Genomic DNA, 20,749 nt, shown 5'->3' with positions numbered 1-20,749 from the left:
CTCATTCCTCCTTGAGCTTGAGCTGCGGAGCAACACGCGGGGTCGTTGCCGTCGGTTTCGGTTCTGCCGTCGCTGGTGGCGCTGGCTCTTTTGTCGTCGCCGTCGGCTTCGCACTCGCAATGGGAGCGGCGCTGGCGAGTGGTTTGTCTCGACCGACGGGTGTGCTCTTGCTCGACGGCGGTGGTTTGCTTGGCTCGGGCTTTCGCTCGGTCGCCGGCGGCGCCGGCTCTTTCGCGCTCACCGCCGGCTCTGGCGGTTGTTCCGCAAGGTTTGTCCCAGATGGAGCAACCTCGGGCGGCTCTGGCGCGACCGGTGGAGCCACCAGACGTTGATCCACATCGGGTGCGGTGGGCGTGATGACCGTGGTCGGCGTGGTTTGTCGTGGCACGAAGACGATGCCGAGCGTGACGAGCGCCGCCATGGCGACCGCACCCAGCGCAATCCGGCGCCGATCCGCGTTACCGCTCGCTCCACTGCTCGTGGACCAACCCACGCGTGATGGTCCACCCGTGCTCACGTCGACCGTTGGAGCCGTCGCGATCGCAGGATTGCGATCGTCTTGTGCGTTTGGTGTGGAGCTGCTCGGTAGAGGTGTCGATGTCGCACCGCGGCCACTCGATACGCGAAGCGCGCGTGGAGAAAGCAGCCCTTCGGAAGCTTCGCCCAATGCTTCGAGCATCTCGCGAGCGTTTTGGAAACGCCCGTTGCGGTCACGCTTCAACGCCTTGGCGAGAAACGCCGCGAGTTTTTCGGGTACACCCGGGTTGTGCATGCGCACGTCGAGCGTGTCTTGCGTGCAGATGTGCACGATGACCTGTTCGTACGAATGACCATCGTGTGGTGGTTTTCCGGTGAGCGCTTCGTACAAAATTGCGCCCAGCGACCACAAATCCGTGCGTTCGTCGACGTCCGGCAATGCCTGCGCTTGCTCGGGCGACATGTAATGCGGAGTTCCGAGTACGGTGCCTTGTTTGGTGATCGTCTTGTCGATCGCGCCCGTGCCGCGACGCATCTTCGAAATACCGAAATCCAAGATTTTGACGAACGTCGAGCCGTCGTCCTGCTCGGTGAGAAAGACGTTGTCCGGCTTCAGATCGCGATGAACGATGCCCGCTTCGTGCGCGCGACAAAGCCCTCGAAGGATCTGCGCCGTGATGTCGAGCGCTGCTTCGAGATCCAAACGGCCAACCTTGCGCAAGCGATGCCCGAGGTCTTCACCGCGGCAGAGCTCCATCACGAGAAACGGCAGCCCGTCATCGGTCGTGCCCGAATCGAAAATCGTGACGATGTGTCCGCTCTCGACAGCGCTCGCAGCCTCCGCTTCGCGCTGGAACCGAGCGACCGAGTCCTTGTTGCGGCTCAGCTCCGCGTCGACGAACTTCATCGCGACGCGCTTGCCGATGTGCGTGTTGACAGCTTCGTACACCGTGCCCATGCCGCCACGCGCGATCACGCGGACAATCTCGTACTTGCCCACGCGCTTACCAACGAACGAAACGTCGCTCGTCGGGGCAGAGGGCGTCGGAGCGTCGGCAGCGGACATGCAAAACGGCAAGGGCTTGGGGTGGACGTGTGCGAACGAAGCCTCGATGGATTGGACAAACCGTCGGGCTCGACCTCCCCATGGACGATCGAGCCGGCAAAAGCTTCGACCGCTCGTAGCGAGTTTACCACGGCCCGCCGGGGGGCGAGCGTTCTCGACAAGATCTGGATTTGTGTAGCTAGCGAGGCAAAGCGGGGAGATCGGCGGGCGGAGGTTCGCTGAGTTTTGCGTCCAGCTTGCCCGATCGATCGAGGTTGGAAATGTCCGAGTACCCACCGACGGGCTGATTGTTGATGAAGACCTGCGGCACTGTGTCTTGGCCGGAGGTGCTGGAAAGCCAACGACGCAAGTCGTATCGCCCCTCGACGTTGATCTCGTCGAACGAAACGCCCTTTCGCGACAAGAGCGCTTTCGCTCGGTGGCAATACGGGCACCAAGGTGTCGTGTAGATCGAGACGGCAGCGGGCATGTCCATCGACGTTGTCGTGCACCCGCGGCTGGGCAGCAAGGGGGAGCTGAAACGTGCGCTCGCCACGCTGGATCCAGCGCCGGGTGAGCACGTCATTGTCGTCGGACCTCCAACGATTTTGGCCCGACCGAAATGTCTTGGATACTTTCCGGCGTCATGGACCTCCGCGATGAATTCGCTGTGCAAATTGCCGCCGCGCTCGCCGGTGCTCTCTCCGATCCGGCACAGATTGCTCGGCGTTCCTACGATTACGCCGACGCGCTGCTTGCGGAACGAGCGCGACGAATCGACGCCGACGAAGCGCGAGCGATCGCCGAGGAGTTCAACCCGGACGAACTCGACCCGGAATGGCTCGAAGAGCGCTTTGATCCGACCTGGGACGTCGATCCGCGATGGGCTGCCGAGCTCGCTGCAGATTCGTCGCGTGCCGAAGCCGCGGATTCCGAAGGCGTGCGACCGGGCCTTGCGCGGACACAACCGGGCGAAGTCGACGCGACGCGCGTCGCGGGCACGGGCGCGTAGCGATCTCGACCGCACATTCCTTGCGTGAAAACCTAGCGATCCCGCCGCGTCGAGCCTACTTGTTTTAGCCTCCCTTGCGCCTCCTCCATGCAAGGTGAGAAAACGGAGCCATGGCCGACACCGAGGGCACGATTCACCTCGAACGCTTCACGAACGAAGCACGACAGTTCGTAGCTGGTGCACAGCAGCTTGCAGACGATCGGAAACACGCCGAAGTCTCGCCGCTTCACCTACTCGTTCGACTGATCGAGCAGCACCGTGGGGTCGCCGAAGTGTTCAAGCGCGCTGGCGCGGATCCTGGCGAAGTTCTGACGCTCGCGGAAGCGTCGCTCAGGCGTCAGGCGAAGGCGACGAGCGGCATGGCGTACGTCGATGCGCGGCTTCTGGATTTGCTGGCGCGAGCCGATCGCGAGGCGCAACGAGACAAAGCGCAAAGCGTGGGAGTCGAGCATCTCCTGCATGCGCTCGCACAAGAGATTCGTGGTCCAGCGGGCGAAATCCTTTCGTCGTTCGGCGTTGGTCCCGGTGCATTTCGACCGCATCTCGCGGTGCTCGAACAAGCTGCGAAAGAAGCCGCCGCAGCACCGAGAGCGGACGGTTCTTCCGCGGGTGCTCCTGCCGCAGCGCCGGTCGATGCGTACACGCGAAACCTCGTTGCCGAAGCACGCAAAGGGCAATTCGATCCGGTCATCGGTCGCGATGGTGAAGCGCGACGACTGCTTCAGATCCTCGAGCGTCGATTCAAGAATCATCCGCTCATCGTGGGTGAGCCCGGCGTGGGCAAGTCTGCACTGATTCGAGCGCTTGCCGATCGGATTGCGCGAGGTGACGTGCCATCGAACCTTGCCGGCGCACTTCTGTACGAGCTCGACACGGGAGCGCTCGTCGCGGGAGCAAAACTACGCGGCGAGATCGAACAGCGCCTCAAGGTTTTGGTGGACAAACTGCGCGCGGTGCAAGATGCCGAGACGGTGCTCGTCGTCGAAGACATCGACGCGCTCTTTGGGCAAGGCGTGCAGGGAGCGGGTGTTGGTGAGCTGTTGAAGCCGCTGCTCGCGCGCAGCGAGATCCGCATTTTGGCGACGACGACACCCGAAGGCGTGCGCAAGATGAACGAGCGCGATCAGGCCGTTCTTCGGCGCTTTTCCATCGTGAACATGGATCCGCCGAGCATCGAGCAAGCGACCGAAATCCTTCGTGGTGTTGCGACGAAATACGAAGCGCATCACCGCGTGCGAATTGGCGAGAGCGCGATCATCGCTGCCGTGCATTTGGCCAAGCGGTACTTGTCGGATCGGGCGCTACCCGACACGGCCGTCGATTTGCTCGATGAAACGAGCGCGCGAAAACGTGTCGAAGTCGATGGAGTTCCTGCCGACGTGGACGCCATGAGTCGGCGCGTCGAAGCGCTCAAAGCGCAGATCTCCACGCTTGCGGACGATGACGACAAGCTGAGCGTGCAGACGCGCAGTCGTCTCGAAAAAGAGCTCGCCGAGCTCGAACCGAAAGCACAAGCGCTTCGATCGGAGGTGGCTGCGCGTCGGGGCGTCGTCGCGGCGGTGCAATCGCTTCGCAAGGAGCTCGGAACGGTCAACGAGGCATTGTCCAAAGCGCAGCGCGAGAAGAACTACGCCAAGATTGGGGAGATCGAGCACGTAACGTTACCGGAGGTTCGGCGTCGTCTCGAAGCAGCGGAGCAAGCCGCTCAACGCGCGGGCGCATCGACGCAATCGAACGTGCTCACCGAGAACGACGTCGCTGCGACGCTTGCCGATTGGACCGGCATTCCCGTGGCAAAAATGCTGGAAGGTGAAGCCGAAAAACTCCTCAAGATGGAGGAGCGTCTAGCGCATCGAGTGGTTGGTCAGGACGAAGCCGTGCGAGCGATTTCCAAAGCCGTGCGGCGAGGTCGCGTGGGTCTTCGGGACCCGGGCAAACCCATTGGTTCGTTCATGTTTCTCGGGCCGAGCGGTGTTGGGAAAACCGAGCTTGCCAAGGCGCTTGCGGAGTTTCTCTTCGACGATGAACAAGCGCTCACGCGGCTCGACATGAGCGAGTTCATGGAGCGGCACATGGCGCAGCGACTCATTGGCGCGCCGCCCGGTTATGCCGACAGCGAGCAAGGTGGATTTCTCACGGAAGCGGCACGGCGCAGGCCCTACAGCGTGCTTCTTTTCGATGAAGTCGAGAAAGCTCACGCCGACGTATTCAACCTGCTTTTGCAGATCCTCGACGACGGACGGCTCACCGATGGTCGTGGCCGAACGGCCGACTTTTCGAACACCGTCGTCATCATGACGTCGAACATCGGATCGAAGCGCATTCTCGATACCGACTCGAAGCTCTGGGAGACGGAGGACGGGCGCGACGCGGTTCGTGATGTTCTTTTCGATGAGCTCAAAGGGTTTTTCCGACCGGAGTTCTTGAACCGCATCGACGACATCGTCGTGTTCAAGGCGCTGACGAAGCAGGACTTGCGTGGCATCGTCGACATTCAGCTCCGGCGGCTCGAACGGCTCCTGGCCGATCGTGAAATCAAGGTGAAACTCGACTCCGCGGCGAAGGACTTGCTGGTGGACAAGGGGTACGAGCCGTCGCTTGGCGCACGTCCGCTGAAGCGAGCGATTTTGAAGGAGCTGCAAAATCCTTTGGCGGAAGCGATTTTGTCGGGCGGCTATGTCGAGGGGCAGGTCGTGCACGTCGGGGTAACGGACGGCTCGTTCAAGTTCACGAAGGCCTGACGCGTTCGCCGCAGTGCGGCAGTCGGTTCTGGATGTCGCCAAAGATTGACGCCGGGGGCGTTCCCGAAGATCCTGAAAAGAAGGAGGCTTGGGCATGCCTGGCAGGAACGTTTCGCGGCGCTTGTTCGTAGGAGTGATGGGGAGTGGCGTGATTGCGACGCCTGTGGTGGCGTCGATACCCATTGCGCCTGCAAACGCTGCTGATCACGAGGCTGCCGAGCTCGCGATGCGCTCGAGCATATCGCGGCTCTTGCACCCGCTTGCGCCTGGAGCGCGGTTTGCGAACTGGACGGTGGCGCAGATCGATCCGCTCGTCGGTGGCGCAGTGAGCGTGAAGATTCGCTCCGACGAACAGCACACGTTCGATTTGGAGATCATGGCGCGCGATACGTCGGCGCTCGCGCAAAAGCCTCCGGCGGAGACCGCAAAATTTGCCGTCTTCGTCGTCAACGGTGGCGATGGTTGGGCACCGACGCGTGAGGAGCAAGGTTTGGCGGCGATGACGCTGGCAAAGATCCTCGCGAAAAACGAGCGCGACGTCGATCTTCCCGGACTGCTCACGCATGCCGAACGTCTTCGCCGTCACGCCGATGCGCTCTTGATTCCCGCGCCTGGTTCGGCGGGTTGATTCGTCATGCGGGCCATCGCGCTCGGTTTGACCTGCAACAATGCGTGCATTTTTTGCGCGCAAGGGGAGTTGTCTTCGCAGCTCCCGGGTCGACCCGAGGTTCGGCTGGACGAAGTGCAGCCGAATGAAGTGGTGGCGTTCGTCGGCGGCGAACCGACGCTCGACGATGAGCTTCCGGAGCTCGTGCGAGCCGCGCATGCGCGTGGTGCTCGGCGCATCGTCGTGCAGACGAACGGACGGCGATTTGCGTATCGCGCCTATGCGCGGGTGATGCGTGAAGCATCGGACAAACTGTGTTTGGACGTGTCGCTGCACGGATCGACGGCGGCGATGCACGACTATCACACGCAGACAGCGGGCAGTTTTCAGCAGACGGCGCTTGGTGTGCGGAGCGCGCGAGCCGAAGGGATCGACGTGGGCGTGACGACAGTCGTTACGCGATCGAACTATCGGCATCTCGTCGATGTCGTGCAGCTCGTGCGCGGGCTGGGGGCCAAGGCAGTGAAGTTTGTCTTGGTGGAACGTTTTGGGCGAGCGGCGCGGGCTTCGGATCGCATCGTGGCGCCGATCGAGCTTTCGGCACCGCATCTTTCGCGTGCGGTGCGTGAAGCATCGAGGTGTGGACTTGATTGGGTCGTGGGCGATCGGTCGAGCAGTCCGATGGTTCACGAAAGTTTTGCAGGGCTTGGACAAGTGCAAGAGGCGGCGGTTTCAGTGGTGGCCCGCGCTGATGGAGCGAAGGGGCTGCGCGTGCGGCTGCCCGTGATGGCGCAGTTCCAAACGGTCGACCAGGGAGCGGTGTGACAATGGCGAGCAACGTCGGATTCAGTGGCGGAAGCAAAAACCTTCGTCGGGTTGCCATCGTGGCGTTTCTTGGAGTGCTCGGAGGAGCTGCTGCAAGCTCGTGTGCCGAGAGCGATACAGTGAGCACGGGGACCATCAGTACGGACACCACGAGTTCGTCCAGTTCGGGATCGGGCGGCGAGGGTGGCGCTGGTGCATCTGGCGGCATGGGTGGATCGGCTGGCGCTGGAGCATCTGGTGGCGCTGCGGGTGCGGGCGGTACTGGAGGGATTGCGGGAGCAGGCGGAGCCGGAGGTGGCGGTGGCCCGGTGTGCGTACCTGCCGACGAGATCTGCGACGGCATCGACAACGATTGCGATGGCACGGTCGACAACGCAGCCGGCGGTTGTGACTGTGTGACAGGACAAACCCAAGGCTGTTACTCGGGTCCGATGGGCACACAGGACACGGGCATTTGTAAAGGCGGCACGCAGACGTGTGACGCGGCCGGCAAGTGGGGACCGTGCGAGGGCGAGGTCGTTCCGGCGGCGGCCGAGACGTGCGAAGGCACCGACGAGAATTGCGACGGCCAAGTCGACGAAGGGTGCCCGTGTTCGCTTGGACAAACCCAGGCATGTTACACGGGTCCGATGGGCACCGAGAACACCGGCGTATGCAAGCCGGGTTCGCAGACGTGCGATGCGACGGGTACGTGGGGAACGTGCACGGGCAGCATCACGCCGCAGCCTGAGATGTGTAACGGCCTCGACGATGATTGCGACGGCATGATCGACAACGGCAATCCGGGTGGCGGCGGTGCGTGCGTGGCGCCCGGGCTCGGCGAATGCAAGAACGGCACGCTCAACTGCTCGAACGGTTCCGTCAAGTGTACGCCTGCGCCGGTACAGCCCGAGGTCTGCGACGGTCTCGACAACAACTGCGACGGCAACACCGACGAAGGTAACCCCGGCGGCGGCATGCAATGCATGACCGGCTTTTTGGGCATATGCGCGACGGGTTTGACCAAGTGCGACGGCATGAACGGCGTCATCTGCCAGCCGAACGTCGTCCCCGGTCAGCTCATGGAAGCGTGCAACAGCATCGACGACGATTGCGATGGCCTCGTCGACGACGGGATTACGCAAGTAGGCCAGATGTGCACCAAGCAAGGGCAACTCGGCATCTGCCAGTTTGGCGTGTTCGAATGCCCCATGGGCGCCGCGCAGCTCACGTGCAAGACGCCGCTCCCTGGTACCGTGCAGGAGACCTGCAACGGCCAGGATGACGATTGCAACGGCACGATCGACGATCCGGCGCTCGTCAACAATCAGCCGTGCATGACCGGTTTCCCGGGCGTTTGTTCGACGGGTACGACGCTTTGTGTCGGCGGTGCATCGCAATGCAATGCCACCGTCGTGCCCAACACGCAGACCGAGATCTGCGACAGCAAAGACAACAACTGCAACGGACAAACCGACGAGATGAACCCGACGCCGGCGTGCGCGTCGCAGAACCCGATGGCGGGGTCGGTTTCGACGTGGTCATGCACGATGGGCACGTGCCAAATCGCGTCGTGCGCGCTCGGCACGGCCGACATCGACGGCGCACAGGGCAACGGGTGCGAGTGCCAGACGGATCAGCACGCAAATTCCTGCATCGCCGCAAGCTCGCTCAGCGTTCCCAAGGGCGGCACTGCGAACATGGTCGGCAAGATCGAAACGGCCATGGGCAGTGACTGGGTCACGTTCAACTTCATCGCTCCTTCGGCGCTCGGTCAGTCCTACCTTCCCAAGGTGCAGCTCGTGAACAACGCCGGTGGCCAATACGCCATGGATGTCATGACGAACTGCATGAGCCTTGCCACGTGCAATGACGGCGGCAGCGGAACGGACGTCAGCGTTTGGGAACTGAACTATGCATACAACCAGGCTGGTAACCCACAGGGTCCCTGGTCGGACAATGATCCCAAGATCACGTCGGTCAAAGTGCGCGTGTATCGGAAGAACGGCACGCTGCCGACGTGTGATCAATATACGGTGACTGCCACCAACCCCTGACGCGCAACCGCGCACCCGGGAGCAGAAGAGCGCATGAGCATGTCGTTTGACTTGGGAGAAGGCTCGGTACGTGTCGAGTTCGATGAAGGACTCTATCCGCGAGATGCGATCTACGGCGCCGCGTACGTCTTCATCGACCGCTGCTACGTGCATCTCGACCGCGTGGCCGACAAACGCATTCAAGTGTCGCTCAAAGCCAAAAAGCCCGGCGTCGATTCGCAAGCGCTCGCCGGCGAGTTCCAGAACGAGCTGCTTGGACAAGCGTGGCGGCAAAAAATCGTCGAAGACAACCGGCAGTTTGTCGAGACGATCACCGCGCGAGCGCTCGGTGGAGCAGCGGGTCCGCCTGGTCTCGACGAGCTCTTGTCGATGGACATCGGTGAAGAGACCGCGTTCGACGACCCGCTCGGCATCGCGATGAGCTGGGAAGAGAAGTACAAGAAAAAGGGCAAGACGAGCGACGCCAAGAGCGAAGGGGAAGCGGCCGCGAATACCGAGACGTCGGGAGGCGAAGCATCGTGATCGAGCTTCGTTTTCACCAGGAGCTCTACGACGGCTTTGCCATCGACGAAGCCGTCAAGACGTACGCGTCGCATGCGCAGACGGAGCTCGAACGAGACGGCGGAAACTACGTGGTCAAAGTAACGGCCAAACCGGAAGCGTTGTCCGGTGGCATCGATGAACGCACGCTGTGCCTCGAGCTCGCCAACTACGCGCTCGGACTCACGGTCGAACGTGCTCGCGGGGGAGGCGTGGCATGACGCAGCTCTTCACCGAAGTTGGGCAAGCAGCGAAGGCCCCGAGCGGGCTCGTGCCGTTCCGCTTCCGCGAAGTCGGCGGAGACTATTTGCTCTCCAACTTTTTGGGCGATTGGGTTTTCGTCACCAAGGACGAGATGCGATCGCTGGCGCGTGGCGAGCTCCAAACGGGAACGCCGCTCCATGACAAACTCGCATCGAAAAACTTCCTGCGCGACTCGATCGATGCCGCGAAGGCGGCGGAACGTATTGCGCACAAGAAGCGCTTTTTGAACTACGGGCCGAACCTGCACATCGCCGTCGTCACGCTGCGGTGCAACGAGACGTGCGTCTACTGTCATGCGAGCCGCGCGAACATGGACGCGGTGCACACGGACATGACGCCGGAGATTGGCGAGAAGGTCGTCGACTTGATGCTGCAGTCGACGTCGCCTGCCGTGACGCTCGAGTTCCAAGGGGGCGAACCGCTCGTGAACTTCCCGGTCATGAAGCACATGATCGAATACGCGCTCGCTCGCAATCGCGCGTACGGCAAGGAGCTCGAGTTCACGATGGTGTCGAACTTGGCGATGATGGACGAGGAAAAACTCGCGTACCTCATCGACCGCAAAGTTCAGATTTGCACGAGCATCGATGGGCCCGAGCACATCCACACCAAGCAACGAAAGTTGGTGGGTGGCAATTCGCATCGCGAAGCGGTGAAGTGGATCGAGCGCATCAACAAGGCGTACATCGACATCGGCCTCGATCCGACGCTGTACCATGTCGAAGCGCTGCTCACGACGACGCGCGAGGCGCTCAAGTTGCCGCGCGAGATCGTCGATACGTACGTGTCGCTCGGGTGTCGCGCGATCTTCCTGCGTCCGGTGGATCCGTTTGGTTTCGCTGGACGAACCGCGCAGATCGTCGAGTACGACAGGTCCGCGTACAACGAGTTTTACCGGACGGCCGTCGAGCACATCCTCGATTTGAATCGCAAGGGCGAGCAGGTTCTCGAGCGTTACGCGTCGATTTTCCTCACGAAGATCTTGGGTGACGAGGAGCCGAACTTCCTCGACATCCGTTCGCCGAGTGGTTCGGGCATCGGGGCGCTTGCGTACAACTACGATGGGAAGATCTTCACGAGCGACGAAGGGCGGATGATGTACGAGACGGGCGATCCGGCCTTTCAGATAGGGGACGTGTTTTCGTCGAACTATCGGGCGCTCATGAAGCACGAGACGATTCGGGCGCTCGTGATGGCGTCGATTCGGGACACGCAGCCCGACTGCGTGAACTGCGCCTATGCGCCCTATTGCGGCGTGCAACCCGAGCACAGCTATCGCACGCAGGGCACGATTTTCGGTAGGATGCGGGAGAGCACCACGTGTGCGGTGCACAAAGGCATCCAGGATTTTCTCTTTGGCAAACTGCGGGAAAACGATCCGAAAACAACGGAAATACTGAGGCGTTGGACCACCGTCCGCGCACGAACGCACTTCATTCAAGCTTCGTCTGCGTCGTGACGGCGACGCTTCCGACGTAACGTTACGGGACTTGGGAATAGGGAGGCCACGATGGCGGCAAACGATGTAAACAGCGGACTTCCGAGCTTTTCCCGCAAGCCGGGTGGCATGCTCTCCAAGACGGAGACCGAGGTGGGAAACAAGGCGAGCGAGCAGGCCGATCGAGCGGGAGTGATCGGTGATGATGCGGGCGGAGTGATTCCGGCGCAGCACTGTTCGCACGGTTCGCACGGCAGCCATGGTTCGCATGGTTCGCACGGCAGTCACGGTTCGCATGGCAGCCACGGCTCGCACGGAAGCCATGGTTCGCATGGCAGCCATGGCAGCCACGGTTCGCACGGAAGCTGGTAGTTTGGCTTCTGGCGACGCAATTCGGACGATTCAAACAAGGGCGTGTTGATCTGCTTGCGCAGCGGAGACATCTCCGTATAATTCCGCTCCCTTGTTTCACGACGGCGTCGTCGGAGAAGCGCGATCTCGAAGGAAACGAAACATGTACGCGGTCATCAAGACGGGCGGCAAGCAGTACCGGGTCAGCGAAGGACAGATCCTGCGCGTCGAAAAGCTCGACGGAAAAGCCGGTGATGCGGTCACCTTCAGTGAAGTCCTGCTCGTCGGCGGAGAGTCGACGAAGATTGGTCGGCCGACCGTTCCTGGTGCACAGGTGTCGGCGCAAATCATGGCGCAAGATCGCGCCAAGAAGGTGGTGATCTTCAAGTTTCGCCGCCGCAAGAACTACCGCCGCAAGACGGGTCATCGTCAGCCCTACACCGAACTCAAGATCACCGGCATCAGCGCCTAAACAGCGCGCGGGCTAGCAGGAGAATCTATCCATGGCTCATAAAAAAGGCGGCGGCTCATCCCGCAACGGACGTGACTCGAATGCGCAAAAGCGCGGCGTGAAGGTGTACGCAGGTACGACCGTTCCCGCAGGTTCCATTCTCGTCCGGCAGGTTGGCTCGTGCATTCATGCCGGGAAAAACGTTGGAACCGGCCGTGACTTCACGCTCTACGCCCTCATTCCGGGCATCGTGAAGTACGAATGGCGATCGAACAAAACGAAGAAGGTTTCGGTTTATCCGGCCTGATTCGTTTTGCCCGCGATGCTCTGTTTGTCTCGGCAAACTGGGCCCCGCGACATCATGACGGGCGACGATGCCTCGAAAAGGCTCGTCGCCCGCTGTGTTTTTTGCACATCCCACGTTTGCGCTTCACCATCGAGACTGGCCGATGACCTACAAGCTCCTCGCGCTCGACCTCGATGGCACGCTGCTTCGCCGTGATGGCACGCTTCACGAGCGAGATCGTTGGGCCATCAAGCAAGTTCAGAGCGCAGGTGTCGCGGTGACCATCTGCACTGGTCGTCTCTATTCGGGCTCGCGTGAGGCCGCGACGGCTGCGCGTATCGAAGGCCCCATTGCATGCGTCGACGGCAGTCACATCGTCAGCGCCAAAGACGACACCGAGCACTTTCACGCAACGCTCGCGGGTGAGCACGCGACGGCTTTGCGGCGCATCGTCGGGCGGCATCGTGTTGCGAGCTTCGTGTTTGCCCAGGATGCGATTGTCCACGACGCCGAGGGCGAACCTTGGGCGCCCTACGTTCGTACGTGGTCGCCCAACGTCACGGTCGTCGAACGCGTGACGTCGCATCCCGCATGGGAGCATGAACGGGGGCTGCATGCGGTCGTTGCGATTGGACACAAGGATCATGTCGAGCGCGCCGCGGATGAGCTCACTGGTGAGCTCGGCGCTGCCGCGTTCGTCATTCGGTTCGCCGTGTATCGACGTGGCGATACGCACGCGATGATCATTCGGCGCGCAGGACCGAACAAAGGGACGGCAATCACGTGGCTCGCGCAGCATCACGGATGCTCTGTCGCGGACGTCGTTGCCGTGGGTGATTGGCTCAATGACGTACCGATGTTCAACGTCGCGGGGCGATCGTTTGTCATGGCCAGTGCGCCTCCGCCGGTGAAAGAAGCCGCGACGGATGCGCTTCGTGCGTATTCCGCAGATGACGCGGGCGTGGCCGAAGCCATCGAGCGCGCGTGGGGAACGCTGTAGATCTTACGCCTTCGTAGAAACTGAAGACGGTCTCGATGCGCGATCGGCCAATCGATTCATCGGTACGTTCAAGAAAAACAGGCGTTCGACCTCGGAGATGAGCTCGCGAGGACCGATGGGCTTGGCGAGGAAGCTGTCGGCATTCGCCACGCTCGCATCGGTACGCGCGCTGCGGCTGCTCGAGATGATGAGCACGCGGCCCGCATAACCCTGGGCGCGAGCCGCTGCGACGAATTCGGTGCCGTTCATCGCCGGCATGCGCTGATCCACCACGACGACGTCGACGCGATCGAGCATCGCAAGTGCATCGGTGCCCGAAAGAGCCTCGCGCACGGCACATCCCTCCGCGGACAAACACATGCCGAGCACCCGGAGGATGTCGGGGTCGTCATCGACGACGAGCACCACCGGTTGCCGCGGCTTCCATGTGCGCATGAACTGAAAGCTACTCGCGTTTTCGAGCGCTTCCAAAGGTGATTCGTGACGGAAAACGGCGCTGAGAGGCGGGAGAAAAGGGCGTGTCGTGCGGCTGGAACGCTACGCTTTACGCTGCTGCTGTTGCTGTTGCGTACCCATGAGCTGCTGCTGCTGTTGCTGCAGGAACTGTGCAACGAGGCGTGAGCGTTCGATTGCGAACTGCTTGACTTCCTTGTTGGGCGATCCGGCGAGGGCATTGAGCAACTTGGTGACCTTTTCGATCTGACGCGATTGGAAAAGGGCCTCGAAGTAGTTGTTCGCAATGCGAACGTCGCGGCTCATCTTGGCTTCGTGCGGCTGCAGCAGCCGGATGACCGCTTCGAGGTCGCCTTTTTGGCCGTAGAGCGCCGACAGGCAGAGCAGCGCGAGCGGGTCGTCGGGAGCCACTTCCACGCCCTTCTTCGCGTAGGCGATGGCGCGATCGCGCGTGGCATCGTCGTTCGCGTAAAACCCTTGCAGAGCGATGTACGGAGCCGCGCTCTTCTTCTCCGCTGCCAGCTTCTCGATTTCTGCGATGGCCTTGTCCTCGTCGCCCTGTTGCTTCACGTGCTGGAACAAGTAGGCCCACGCATCGATGCAACCGACATTGATCGCGATCGCCTTGTCGACGAACTCGCGCTCTTTCGCAGCCTCTTTCTTCTGCTGGTAGACCTTGGCGAGGTGCAGCGCGGGGTAGGGGTTGTCCTTGAGCAGGTTCTGGGCGCCCTTCAGCGTGCCTTCGGCCTTGTCGAGTTTGTCCTGTTGAAGCTGCGCAACACCGAGCGCGAGCCAATCGTCGCCCGTGCCGCCCTTGGCGACGACCTTGGAGAGGACCTGCTCGGCGCGTTGCAAGCGGTTGTACTTGAGCAGTTCCTGCGCGTAGATGCGCGCGCGATTGAGGTCGTCGGGTTGCTCTTGCCAGTGTTTTTCCAGGCCAGCGAGCAAGTCTTCGAGGCCGATGGCGATGGGGCGACCCTGGTCGTCTTGGACTTGAACGGCCGGGCCGTTGAAGCCGAGCATTTTCCACATCTGATCAGGCGTGACGAGAGTGGGGCCCTTTTCGAGCATCTCCTTGGTTTCGTCGTCGACCTTCGCCAGCGGGATGACGATGAGAGCATTGCCGGGAACGCCATTCGGGAATGCGCTCACGGGCGCGACGATCGCTGCGCCGCCCGAAATCTGAAGCCCTGCTGCTGTGCCCTGCTGTCCGTTCGTCCCTGACATGTATTGCTCCGCCACCGACTGTCCGCCCGCGCGCGGTGAATGCGCCTGCTGATGCCGTTCGAGACGCTTGTTCGTCGGGCATCGGACGGGAAAAAATGGTTCGTTCCGAGGGGCCGGGAGGCTAGCAGGCTGTACCGAGGGGGGCAACGCGATCCGCAGCGGATGCGCGCGTCAGCGAGCTGATTGCAATCGCATCCGGAGCCCCGTGAGGCGCTCCTCGCGCCGTGTCTCGCTGAGCGCAAGCGACAGTGCACGACCGTCGGTGACGATGACGACGAGCTTCTTTCCACGCGTAACGGCCGTGTACAGCAGGTTTCGCGAGAGCATCACGAAGTGCGTGGACATCATCGTGACGACCACCGCGGGATATTCACTACCCTGACTTTTGTGGATGCTCGTGGCGTACGCGAGCACCAGATCGTCGAGGTCGCCCGTCTCGTACGTGACGTCTTTTCCGTCGAACGTGACCATCATCGTCGACGCTTCCGCATCGATTGCGCTGATCTTGCCGATGTCTCCGTTGAACACTTCGCGCTCGTAGTCGTTCCGAAGCTGCATGACTTTGTCGCCAAGGCGAAACGTCTTCTCGCCTCGCGTGACCGTCGGACCCGTGGGATTGAGCGCGCGTTGAAGCGATTCGTTCAGCACGATCGTGCCGACGGGTCCCTTGTTCATCGGCGTGAGAACTTGGATGTCGCGTACGGGATCCAAGCCGAAGCCACGCGGAATGCGATCGGTCACCAAGTCGTGGATCGTCGCGGCCGCATCGGCCGGATCTTCTCGGACAAACACGAAGAACTCGCCGTTTTTCGAGGTCGAACCTTCCGGGCGCAAACCATCGTGAATGCGATGCGCGTTCTGCACGATGAGACTGCCTTCCGCTTGGCGGAAGATCTGCGAGAGCTGCACCGTCGGGATCGCCCGCGAACCAATGACGTCGCGCAAGATCGCTCCTGGTCCGATCGACGGAAGCTGATCGACATCGCCCACGAGCACGAGGCGCGCGTCATCGGCAATGGCTTGCGTGAGCGCATCGCATAGCTGCAAGTCGATCATCGATGCTTCGTCGACGATGAGCACGTCCCCTTCGATGGGATTCTTACGATTCCGTAGGAATCCGCGTTCTTTGGGATCGAATTCGAGCAGTCGGTGCAGCGTCGATGCGTCACGCCCCGTCGCTTCGCTCATGCGCTTCGCAGCTCGACCCGTGGGCGCCGCGAGTCGCACGGTTTTTCCGGAACGATCGAAGACCGAAAGGATGGCGCGGACGATCGTCGTCTTGCCGACGCCAGGACCTCCCGTGATCACCAGGATCTTGTGTTGCGCAGCCCCGATGACGGCTTCGCGTTGTGCAGGCGCAAGCGTCACGCTTGCTCGCGCTTCGAAGGCCGCGATCGCAACCGCAGCAACTTCCTCCGGCGTTGCGGCCGTACGTTTGCCCACGACCGGTTTGCCTTCCGTGTGGAGCAATTCGAGCAGCCGTTTGCCCACGCGCGTCTCCGCTTCGTGCAGCGATGCTTCGTAGATGGCCGTTTCTCCGGACGCACCCTTCTCCACGATGACGCGCCCCGACAGCGCCAGCGTATCGATCGCTCGCTCGACGCCCGCGTCGTCGAGCTCCAGCATGCTCGCAGCTCGTGCCACGAGGTCCCCGCGTTCGGCGTAGACGTGCCCGCGCATCGCGAGATCCGACAGCACTTGCAGCACACCCGCTTGCGCTCGCTCCGGTGCGTCCGGTGAAACCCCAACGACCCGCGCGATCTGATCGGCCGTCTTGAAGCCGATGCCCCACACGTCGAGCGCCAAGCGGTACGGCGAGCGCTTGACGACATCGATCGCCGATGCCCCGAACCGCTTGTAGATGCGCATCGCGATGGCCGGCGATACGCCATGCTCCTGCATGAAGATCATGATGTCGCGGACGGCCTTTTGTGAAGCCCACGCTTCCGAAAGGGTCTGCGCCTTCTTGCGGCCGAGCCCCGGCACTTCGGTGAGCCGCTCGGGCGATTCGTCCAGGACACGGAGCGCTTGGAGGCCAAAGGCATCAACGATGCGCTTGGCCAGCGCCGGACCGATGCCCGTGACCATGCCCGAGCCAAGGTATTTCTCGAGGCCTTGAAGCGTCGACGGCGCGATTTCGAGGAGCGTCGTGACGCGGAGTTGCTCGCCGTGCCGCGGGTCGGTTTCGACCTTTCCCGTCGCGCGCACGCGCATGCCCGGCGACACGGGCTGCATGCGACCCACCCACGTCGCCAAGGTCTCACGCCCATCGAGCGCCACACGTACGACTCGAAACCCGGATTGTTCATTCTCGTACGTAACTCGAGCGACCTCGCCTTCGAGCGTCACCATGCCATCCGGCGATGGAGCGGTGGATCTCCCCGAAAACAACGCAGTTTGCGTCGGTCCGGTCGACCCCGGCTTGGGCGTGTGTTCGTCTCGACCCATCGCGTCGTCAGGCTAGCCTGGTTTTACCAGGGCGAGGGGCTTTGCGACGTCCTAGGTTTGGGTAAGACTCGCCGCCCAATGAGTCTCGAGCATCGACTTCACGACCGCTGTGCCTGCGGATCCTCGCAATCTTCTTACGCGCAAGCATCTGCAGGGGCTCGCCCATTCGCCCTCGCCGGGGTCGCTCGCCAGTACGAACGAGCACGACCATTCCGCATCGAAAACATCGCTCTCGATCTGAAGCTCGACATCCCAAAGAAGTCGATTGCTGGCGAAGCGGTGCTCGACATCGTGCGTATCGACGCCAGCGCCACGGAAATCGCCCTCGATGCCGTTGCGTTCGACATCGAGTCCGTCGAGCTTCGCGAAGATGGCCACGAATCATTCGCCGAGGCCGCGTTCATCTACGACGGCAACACGCTTCGCTTGTCGATCTCCGCGACCGCTGCGCGTGCGGCCATTCGAGTCCAATATCGCGCGACGCCACGGCGCGGCTTGTACTTCCTCGCGCCCGATGAACACGTCCGCGATCGCCCGAATCAGGTGTGGTCGCAGTGCCAAGACGAAGACGGCCGTCACGTGTTCCCGTGCTTCGACAAACCCCATCACAAGCAATCGTTCTCCGCTCGAATCGCCGCGCCCACTGGATGGTTTGTCTTGTCCAATGGCGTCAAGGAAAGCTGCGACGATGAAGAGTGTCGCGGCGTCTTCCGCTACCGCATGGAAGACCCTACGCCTGCGTACCTTTTTTCGATCGTCGCCGGCGAATTCTCACGCATCGATGCCGAGGCCGATGGCGTAGCGATCCATTACTTCGTGCCCAAAGGACGTGAAGCCGACGGCGCGCGCACGTTCAAACGCACGCCCGACATGGTGCGTCGTTTCGGACAGCTCACGGGCATTCCGTATCCCTGGAAGAGCTACTCACAGATCGTCGTGCACGACTTCATCTTCGGCGGGATGGAAAACACGACGGCGACGACGATGTACGAACACATTCTGCTCGACGAACGAGCAACCATCGACGTCACGGCTGACGATCTCATCGCGCACGAGCTTGCTCATCACTGGTTCGGCGATCTCGTCACGTGCCGCGATTGGTCACATGCGTGGCTCAACGAAGGGTTTGCCACGTTCATGGAGCAGATCGACAAGGAAGGACACCTCGGGCTCGACGAGTACGAAAATGGTGTTCGCGGCGATCTGGCCGCGTATCTGTCCGAAGCTCAAGGTCGCTACCGGCGTCCGATCGTTTGCCAAGACTACGAAGCGCCGATCGACATTTTCGACAGGCATCTCTATGAAAAAGGCGCCTGCGTTCTGCACTTGCTCAGGCGCGAGCTGGGTGATGCCGCGTTCTGGAGCGGCGTTTCCACGTACTTGAAGCGTCACGCGCGAGGGCTCGTCGAGACGCGCGATCTGATGCGGGCGCTCGAAGAAGCCAGCGGCAAGAGCTTGGAGCGTTTCTTCGAGCAATGGGTGTTCCGCGCGGGGCACCCGGACCTCGAAGTGAAGATCGATCACGACGGCGAAGTGCTGACGATGTCGGTCAAGCAAACGCACGTCACGCACCACGCGAAGGAAGATCCACAGGCAGCGCAGCCATTCGCGATCGACATCGATCTCGACATCGTGCTCGCCGATGGATCGACGCAACGCGAGACGCGGCGCGTGGATCAAGCCGCGGCCACGTTTGCGATTCGCGTGCCCAGTCGTCCGAAGTTTGTCGTGGTTGATTCGACGTTACGGATCCTCGGTGAGGTGAAGGTCGAGTGTCCGCGGGACATGCTGCACGCGCAGCTCGCTGGTGCTGCTACGGCACGTGGACGACTTTTGGCGGCGAGCCTTCTCGGGAAGTTCGACGATCCGGCGACGACGCGGGTGCTCGCCGAAGCCCTCGCGAATGAAAACGAATTCTGGGCGGTGCGTGCGGAAGCCGCTGGAACGCTCGCAAAAATCCGCAGCGACGAAGCGCTCGATGTGCTCGTGAAGCACTCGCAAACCAAGCACGCGAAGGTGCGGCGCGCCGTCGCTGCAGCGCTCGGTCAGTTCCGCTCGAGCAAAGCGGTCGATGCTCTGAAGCCCCTGGCGCTGAAGGACGATAGTTACCTGGTCGAAGCGGAAGCGGCGCGTGCGCTGGGACAAACCAAGCAATCCGCGGCGTTCGACACGTTGATCGACGTGCTCGATCGTCCTTCGTGGTCGGACATCGTGCGAGCGGGTGCCATCGATGGCCTCGCGGCGCTTCGTGACGAACGCGCGCAGCCGCACGTGCTTGCGCGGACGCGGTACGGCATTCCGACGCGAGGTCGACGCGCGGCGATCATGGCGCTGCCCAAGCTATCCACGGATCGCAAGGTGCGCGAAGCACTCGAGGACTTGCTCGATCAGGCCGATCCGTACCTCAAGGTGGATGTCGTTCGCGCGCTTCTCGAGGTGGGTGACGTCAAGGCGCGCGCAGCACTGTCGAAGCAACTCGAACGCGAGCTCGATGGTCGCGTTCGACGGCGGATTCGCGAAGTGCTTCGTGACTTGGGTGCGGCCGGCAAGAAGGAAACGGAACGTTTGCGCGAAGAGCTCGAAACGCTTCGCAACGAGCATGCGTCGCTCAAGGCCCGCATCGGGAAGCTCGAAGAATTGGCCAATGGCAAGAAAAACCCTTCGAGCTCCAACGGAACGACGACGGTCGAGGTCAAGAGCGAGTCGGACGACAAGTCGAAGAAATTGAAGAAGAAAGATGTACGAACTTCGCGGTAAAACGGCGCTCATCACGGGCGCGTCGGCAGGCATCGGTCGGGAGATCGCGAGGGTGCTCGCGCGTGACGTATCGACGCTCATTCTCGTCGCGCGTCGCCGCGAGCGTCTCGACGAATTGGCGAGCGAGCTGAAGGCGAAGCGCGCGGAGCTTCGCGTGCTCGTGGAGCCCGTGGACTTGCTCGATCGCGCCGCGACGGGCGCGATGCTCGACGAGCTCGAGAAGAGCGGCGAGTCGATCGACGTGCTGGTGAACAACGCGGGGTTCGGTGATTACGGCCTTCTGCACCAGCGCGAATGGTCCAAGATCGAACGAATGCTGGAGCTCAACGTCGTGAGCGCGACGTTTTTGCTTTCGCGGTTGGTGCCTCCGATGGTGGCGCGACGTTCTGGCGCCGTGATGAACATCGGGTCGATTGCCGGAATCGTTCCATCGCCGGCGATGGGGGCGTATTCGGCCACGAAGGCGTATCTCAATCACTTGAGCGAAGCGATGACGGCGGAGCTCACGGGGACGGGTGTGACGTTGACCGTGGTTTGTCCGGGCCCGATCGAGACGGAATTTCAAGAGGTGGCCGGAAGCGATGTTCGTCCGCCGATGCCTGCGGCGGTGCACATCGATGCCGTGCAGTGCGCCGAAGAAGCCGTAGCAGCGATGGTCAAAGGTCGCGCCAGGCTGATTCCCGGCTGGATCCCGCGCGTGTTCACGACCGTGAGCGATGTTCTGCCGCGCGCATTGATGCGGCCGGTCTTGGCAAACATCGTGCGCAAGTTGCGTCCGTCGAGCTAGGCCC

Annotated in this window: 19 protein-coding genes; 14 read left to right on the top strand and 5 right to left on the bottom strand. The window is 61.9% G+C overall.

Translation table 11 applies throughout. The features are described 5' to 3' along the window. Position 1 precedes the first annotated feature (1 nt). On the bottom strand, positions 2 to 1,543 hold the full coding sequence (locus IPM54_14965) for a serine/threonine protein kinase (GenBank protein ID MBK9261094.1): 1,542 nt from the start codon (positions 1,541 to 1,543) through the stop codon (positions 2 to 4). Positions 1,544 to 1,721: 178 nt separating this feature from the next. Next, on the bottom strand, positions 1,722 to 2,012 hold the full coding sequence (gene grxC, locus IPM54_14960) for a glutaredoxin 3 (protein MBK9261093.1): 291 nt from the start codon (positions 2,010 to 2,012) through the stop codon (positions 1,722 to 1,724). Positions 2,013 to 2,168: 156 nt separating this feature from the next. Here grxC and IPM54_14955 point away from each other — a divergent pair, with 156 nt between their 5' ends. The 12 genes from IPM54_14955 to IPM54_14900 all read left to right on the top strand — a co-directional run bounded on the left by IPM54_14955 (position 2,169) and on the right by IPM54_14900 (position 13,073). Beyond that, the gene (locus IPM54_14955; protein MBK9261092.1) at positions 2,169 to 2,534 is read left to right on the top strand and encodes a hypothetical protein; all 366 of its coding nucleotides are present in this window, start codon (positions 2,169 to 2,171) and stop codon (positions 2,532 to 2,534) included. 110 nt (positions 2,535 to 2,644) lie between these two features. Beyond that, positions 2,645 to 5,275, top strand: coding sequence for an AAA family ATPase (locus IPM54_14950; protein ID MBK9261091.1), 2,631 nt, complete (start codon positions 2,645 to 2,647; stop codon positions 5,273 to 5,275). Positions 5,276 to 5,369: 94 nt separating this feature from the next. Then, positions 5,370 to 5,903, top strand: a complete 534-nt coding sequence (locus IPM54_14945) for a hypothetical protein (GenBank protein ID MBK9261090.1) — start codon at positions 5,370 to 5,372, stop codon at positions 5,901 to 5,903. Between the two features lie 6 nt (positions 5,904 to 5,909). Beyond that, complete coding sequence (locus tag IPM54_14940) at positions 5,910 to 6,707, top strand: radical SAM protein (GenBank protein ID MBK9261089.1); 798 nt, start codon at positions 5,910 to 5,912, stop codon at positions 6,705 to 6,707. Between the two features lie 2 nt (positions 6,708 to 6,709). After that, positions 6,710 to 8,743, top strand: coding sequence for a putative metal-binding motif-containing protein (locus tag IPM54_14935; GenBank protein ID MBK9261088.1), 2,034 nt, complete (start codon positions 6,710 to 6,712; stop codon positions 8,741 to 8,743). Positions 8,744 to 8,776: 33 nt separating this feature from the next. Next, positions 8,777 to 9,265 carry a His-Xaa-Ser system protein HxsD gene (gene hxsD / locus IPM54_14930; protein MBK9261087.1) on the top strand — a complete coding sequence of 163 codons (489 nt, stop codon included), beginning with the start codon at positions 8,777 to 8,779 and terminating at the stop codon, positions 9,263 to 9,265. Further along, positions 9,262 to 9,504, top strand: coding sequence for a hypothetical protein (locus IPM54_14925; GenBank protein MBK9261086.1), 243 nt, complete (start codon positions 9,262 to 9,264; stop codon positions 9,502 to 9,504). The genes hxsD and IPM54_14925 overlap by 4 nt, the downstream gene beginning before the upstream one ends. Further along, positions 9,501 to 11,006 (top strand): His-Xaa-Ser system radical SAM maturase HxsB, encoded by a 1,506-nt coding sequence (gene hxsB, locus IPM54_14920; GenBank protein ID MBK9261085.1) that lies wholly within the window; start codon positions 9,501 to 9,503, stop codon positions 11,004 to 11,006. Before IPM54_14925 ends, hxsB begins: the two co-directional genes overlap by 4 nt. Before the next feature lie 51 nt (positions 11,007 to 11,057). Next, the gene (locus IPM54_14915; protein ID MBK9261084.1) at positions 11,058 to 11,357 is read left to right on the top strand and encodes a hypothetical protein; all 300 of its coding nucleotides are present in this window, start codon (positions 11,058 to 11,060) and stop codon (positions 11,355 to 11,357) included. A gap of 142 nt (positions 11,358 to 11,499) precedes the next feature. After that, positions 11,500 to 11,808 (top strand): 50S ribosomal protein L21, encoded by a 309-nt coding sequence (gene rplU, locus IPM54_14910; protein ID MBK9261083.1) that lies wholly within the window; start codon positions 11,500 to 11,502, stop codon positions 11,806 to 11,808. A gap of 31 nt (positions 11,809 to 11,839) precedes the next feature. Further along, positions 11,840 to 12,094, top strand: coding sequence for a 50S ribosomal protein L27 (gene rpmA / locus IPM54_14905; protein ID MBK9261082.1), 255 nt, complete (start codon positions 11,840 to 11,842; stop codon positions 12,092 to 12,094). A 142-nt stretch (positions 12,095 to 12,236) separates the two neighbouring features. Then, entirely contained in the window at positions 12,237 to 13,073 is an 837-nt protein-coding gene (locus IPM54_14900) for an HAD-IIB family hydrolase (protein ID MBK9261081.1), read from the top strand. A 3-nt stretch (positions 13,074 to 13,076) separates the two neighbouring features. Here the strand turns inward: IPM54_14900 and IPM54_14895 are convergent, their stop codons facing one another. The 3 genes from IPM54_14895 to IPM54_14885 all read right to left on the bottom strand — a co-directional run bounded on the left by IPM54_14895 (position 13,077) and on the right by IPM54_14885 (position 17,201). Further along, on the bottom strand, positions 13,077 to 13,508 hold the full coding sequence (locus IPM54_14895; protein MBK9261080.1) for a response regulator: 432 nt from the start codon (positions 13,506 to 13,508) through the stop codon (positions 13,077 to 13,079). Between the two features lie 102 nt (positions 13,509 to 13,610). Continuing rightward, positions 13,611 to 14,753 (bottom strand): hypothetical protein, encoded by a 1,143-nt coding sequence (locus IPM54_14890; protein ID MBK9261079.1) that lies wholly within the window; start codon positions 14,751 to 14,753, stop codon positions 13,611 to 13,613. A 171-nt stretch (positions 14,754 to 14,924) separates the two neighbouring features. Next, entirely contained in the window at positions 14,925 to 17,201 is a 2,277-nt protein-coding gene (locus tag IPM54_14885; GenBank protein ID MBK9261078.1) for an ATP-dependent RecD-like DNA helicase, read from the bottom strand. 78 nt (positions 17,202 to 17,279) lie between these two features. On the opposite strand from IPM54_14885, the gene IPM54_14880 reads away from it, so the two are divergent. Further along, positions 17,280 to 19,958 (top strand): HEAT repeat domain-containing protein, encoded by a 2,679-nt coding sequence (locus IPM54_14880; protein MBK9261077.1) that lies wholly within the window; start codon positions 17,280 to 17,282, stop codon positions 19,956 to 19,958. Next, positions 19,939 to 20,745 carry an SDR family oxidoreductase gene (locus IPM54_14875; GenBank protein ID MBK9261076.1) on the top strand — a complete coding sequence of 269 codons (807 nt, stop codon included), beginning with the start codon at positions 19,939 to 19,941 and terminating at the stop codon, positions 20,743 to 20,745. Before IPM54_14880 ends, IPM54_14875 begins: the two co-directional genes overlap by 20 nt. Positions 20,746 to 20,749 lie beyond the last annotated feature (4 nt).

This window comes from Polyangiaceae bacterium (genome assembly GCA_016715885.1).
Taxonomy (GTDB): Bacteria; Myxococcota_A; Polyangia; order Polyangiales; family Polyangiaceae; genus Polyangium.
Note: the sequence above shows the minus strand (reverse complement) of the source record. Positions and strands in the feature narration are given on the sequence as shown.